At 69.9% G+C, this 3,077-nt stretch carries 2 protein-coding genes, 1 tRNA gene and 1 pseudogene; 1 reads left to right on the forward strand and 3 read right to left on the reverse strand.

Translation table 11 applies throughout. The features are described from left to right. The 3 genes and pseudogenes from D7V88_RS40200 to D7V88_RS40210 all read right to left on the reverse strand — a co-directional run. A pseudogene (locus tag D7V88_RS40200) lies at nt 1-763 on the reverse strand (RsmB/NOP family class I SAM-dependent RNA methyltransferase); the annotation flags it as partial. 119 nt (nt 764-882) lie between these two features. Then, complete coding sequence (locus D7V88_RS40205; protein ID WP_120545789.1) at nt 883-1,548, reverse strand: response regulator; 666 nt, start codon at nt 1,546-1,548, stop codon at nt 883-885. 93 nt (nt 1,549-1,641) lie between these two features. After that, a tRNA-Leu gene (locus D7V88_RS40210) sits at nt 1,642-1,727 on the reverse strand. Between the two features lie 99 nt (nt 1,728-1,826). On the opposite strand from D7V88_RS40210, the gene D7V88_RS40215 reads away from it, so the two are divergent. Beyond that, entirely contained in the window at nt 1,827-2,576 is a 750-nt protein-coding gene (locus D7V88_RS40215) for a tetratricopeptide repeat protein (RefSeq protein WP_120545788.1), read from the forward strand. Nucleotides 2,577-3,077: the final 501 nt, after the last annotated feature.

The raw sequence follows: 3,077 nt of genomic DNA on the forward strand, positions 1-3,077 counted from the left end.
CCAGCCCCAGCGTCTTGCCCCCGGCCCCCGCGCAGATGTCCGCCACGGTGAGCCCTTCGAGGCTGCCCCCCGGAGGAACGCACGCCTGGACGATGAGCTGGCTGCCCACGTCCTGCACCTGGAGCCGCCGGGACTTCATCACCCGCGTCTCGAAGATGCGGTGGCTGGCATCCGCGACGCGCAGCGCGTCCGGCGAGGACGGCACGGCTTCCGCCACCACGCCCTCTTCCGCCAACGCCGCGAGCACCGCGTCCCGGGTCCCGGCGGGCCGCACGCGGAAGTGCAGCGCGGGCTCTTCATCCAGCGACGCCATCAGGCCCGCCAGCGTGTCTTCCGGGTAGACGTCCGCGAGCCGCTGGGTGAGCCACCCCGGGAAGGAGTACCGGGTGGCAAGCCTGTCCACGACGGACTCCGACGCGGGCGCCTCCGGAAGGGGCTTGGTGGCGAGCCCCTCCAGCACCGCGTCATGCAGCGTGCGGGGCCGCACCGGCCCAGGCAATCGCACCTCGGGGCCGATGCGCGTCCAGCCCTCGCCACAGAAGAGCCGGCGCCAGAGCGTGTAGCGCACCAGCGCCTGGTCCTCCGTCATGACGATCTTCGCGTGCGAATGGCCCAGGAGGCGCGCCGCCAGGTCCAACAACCGCATGTGCCGGGACAGCTCTCGCGACGCCATCGCCACGAACCGCCGCTCCTGTCCGCCCAGCCCTTCGGCATCCCGCAGCGCGTTGGCGAGCGCCGCCTTCAGCGGATCCCCCTTGAGCACCGCGATGTGGGTCTCCAGGGCGGCGGTGGCCGCGCGCCGGGACGGACGCCCCAGACGCGACGGATCATGCGGCGAAGGCCAGAGGGGAATCTCCACGGGGGTGTGTCCTCTTCTTCGCTTCAGTCGCGCAGCGGCACGCAGACCGCCAGCGCGCCCGTCCGCGTCCGCGTCTGGGGTGACGCCCCCAGGCCGAGGAACAGGTAGCAGGGCGCGGCATAGCGTTCCCCGTCCAGCTCCAGGTCACCCTCCAAGAGGAGGATCCCCTGGCCACGATGAGGCGGGGGCCAGCGATGGTCCGTCTCCGACGTCAGCCGCACCCAGGTCCGGGGGGCCTCCGAGGCCGGCGTGGCCGAACGCGCACCCGGGGCGAACTCCGTCCAGGCCGGCGAGTCTGGCGCCAGCGGGGACTCCGAGGCGGCGAGCGCCTGACGCTTCAAGTCGAGGAAGCGCTCCACCAGCCCCATGATGTCGTCCACCTGGAACGGCTTCATCAGGAGGGCGTCCGGTTCGAAGGGGTGCAGGGCCTGGACGACCTCGTCGGGGCCGGCGGCGCTGACGATGGCCACCGGGTGCAGCCGACGACGCGCTGCTTCCAGGATGCCCCGGCCGTCATTGTGGCCGCCCGCGATGCGCAGGTCGGTCATCACCAGCTCGAAACGGTCGGTCTTCAGGGCGGCCAGGGCTTCGTGGATGGTGCCCACCGCCTGGACGTCCGCCAGTTCGGAGACCAACTCTCCCATGCCCTCGCGGAGGCTCGGATCGTCCTCGACCAGAAGTACCTTCATCGCGACTCCCAGCGCGGAGGACAAATCGGTGCTTTCACGGGCGGACATCCGAAGGAGGCGGCATCTCGGACGCCGGTGCTGCGTTTGGGGGAATGGCCCTCCCCGGACTCGAACCGGGACGCGGGGTCAGCCGCAGCGGATTTTGAGTCCGCCTCGTCTACCAATTTCGACAGAGGGCCCCTCGGGTGAAAGCGAGGCGGCCGAACGTATATCGCGCCTTCGGTTCGTGTGCATCCGAAGATTGCGGCGGTCCACGCACACCGCTAAAGGGGCTGCGCATGTACAACCTTCTCATCTCCCTGGCCATCGGGCTGGCGGTCGCCGTGCTGGTCAAGCTGGTCGGCGGCTTCTCCTGGTGGGCCGGCATCGTGCCCGGCGTCATCGCCCTCTTCGCCGCCTACATCGTGCTCGCCCGCCGGGTCTCCACCCGCGTCCAGGCCCTCATGTCCACGGTCCAGAACGATCTCCAGGGCCAGCCCGCCAACCAGAAGGAGGCCCAGGGCCGCGTGGACCGGGCCGTCAAGACGCTGGAGCAGGGCCTCGTCTGGGACAAGTGGCAGTTCCTCATCGGTCCTGAGATCCACGCCCAGATCGGCATGCTCAAGTACATGGTGAAGGACATCGAGGGCGCGAAGCCTCACCTGAAGCAGGCCAGCGGCCGCAACTACATGGCCAAGGCCATGGAGGGCGCCCTGCACTTCCGCCTCAACGACAAGGACGCCATGAAGGCCTCCTTCGAGGCCGCGGTGAAGAGCGGCAAGAAGGAATCCATCGTCTGGGCCGTGTACGCCTGGTGCCTGTTGCAGCAGAAGGACAAGGACGCCGCCCAGCGCGTGCTCGCCCGGGGCGTGGAGCAGAACCCGTCCGATGAGAAGCTCAAGGGCAGCCTCGCCCAGTTGCAGAACGACAAGCGCCTCAAGATGAAGCCCTATGAGCCGCTCTGGTGGCAGTTCGGCCTGGAAGCCCCGCCGATGATGCCCCCCATGGGCGGCGGCGGCCGGCGCGTCCAGTTCACCCAGCGACGCTGAAGCCCGACGTCGGTTCGTCGAAGCGCGGTGGAAGCAACGCGAGGCTTCGCGGGCCCGGTTTCCCGCTGACATTGAAGCCACCCCGAAGTCCGGTAGGGCGTCCCCGAACACGATGCCCGGGCCCCGTTGATGGCGCTGATCCCCAGCGCCGTCCGGGGCGGATGAACCCTCGAGCCACGTCGTGACGGCCGCCCTTCGAGGCAGGCCCCCGTGGCTCCCCCGCCCGGCAATTCCTACCGGGGGCGCGTGCCTGAAAGCTGCAACGTCTTCCGACCCTCCGGGCGTCCACTGCGTCGGGTGTGTCGCAACCCCCTGAAAAGAGGTCCGCCCGCGTCCTTGATCTCCGGGGCACACGCTTTGCTCTCGTACAGGGACACGCGGGTGACCCGGGCAGGAAGGCCCGGGTGCCTGGCGGAGGCGGACGGGCTTGGCAGCCGGAGGTCTCGGGTGAAGTCTGGATGGGTGGGTGGGTGCTTGCAGGGCGAGGCGGCGGCGGGTGCG

It is taken from the genome of Corallococcus terminator (genome assembly GCF_003611635.1).
Taxonomy (GTDB): Bacteria; Myxococcota; Myxococcia; order Myxococcales; family Myxococcaceae; genus Corallococcus; species Corallococcus terminator.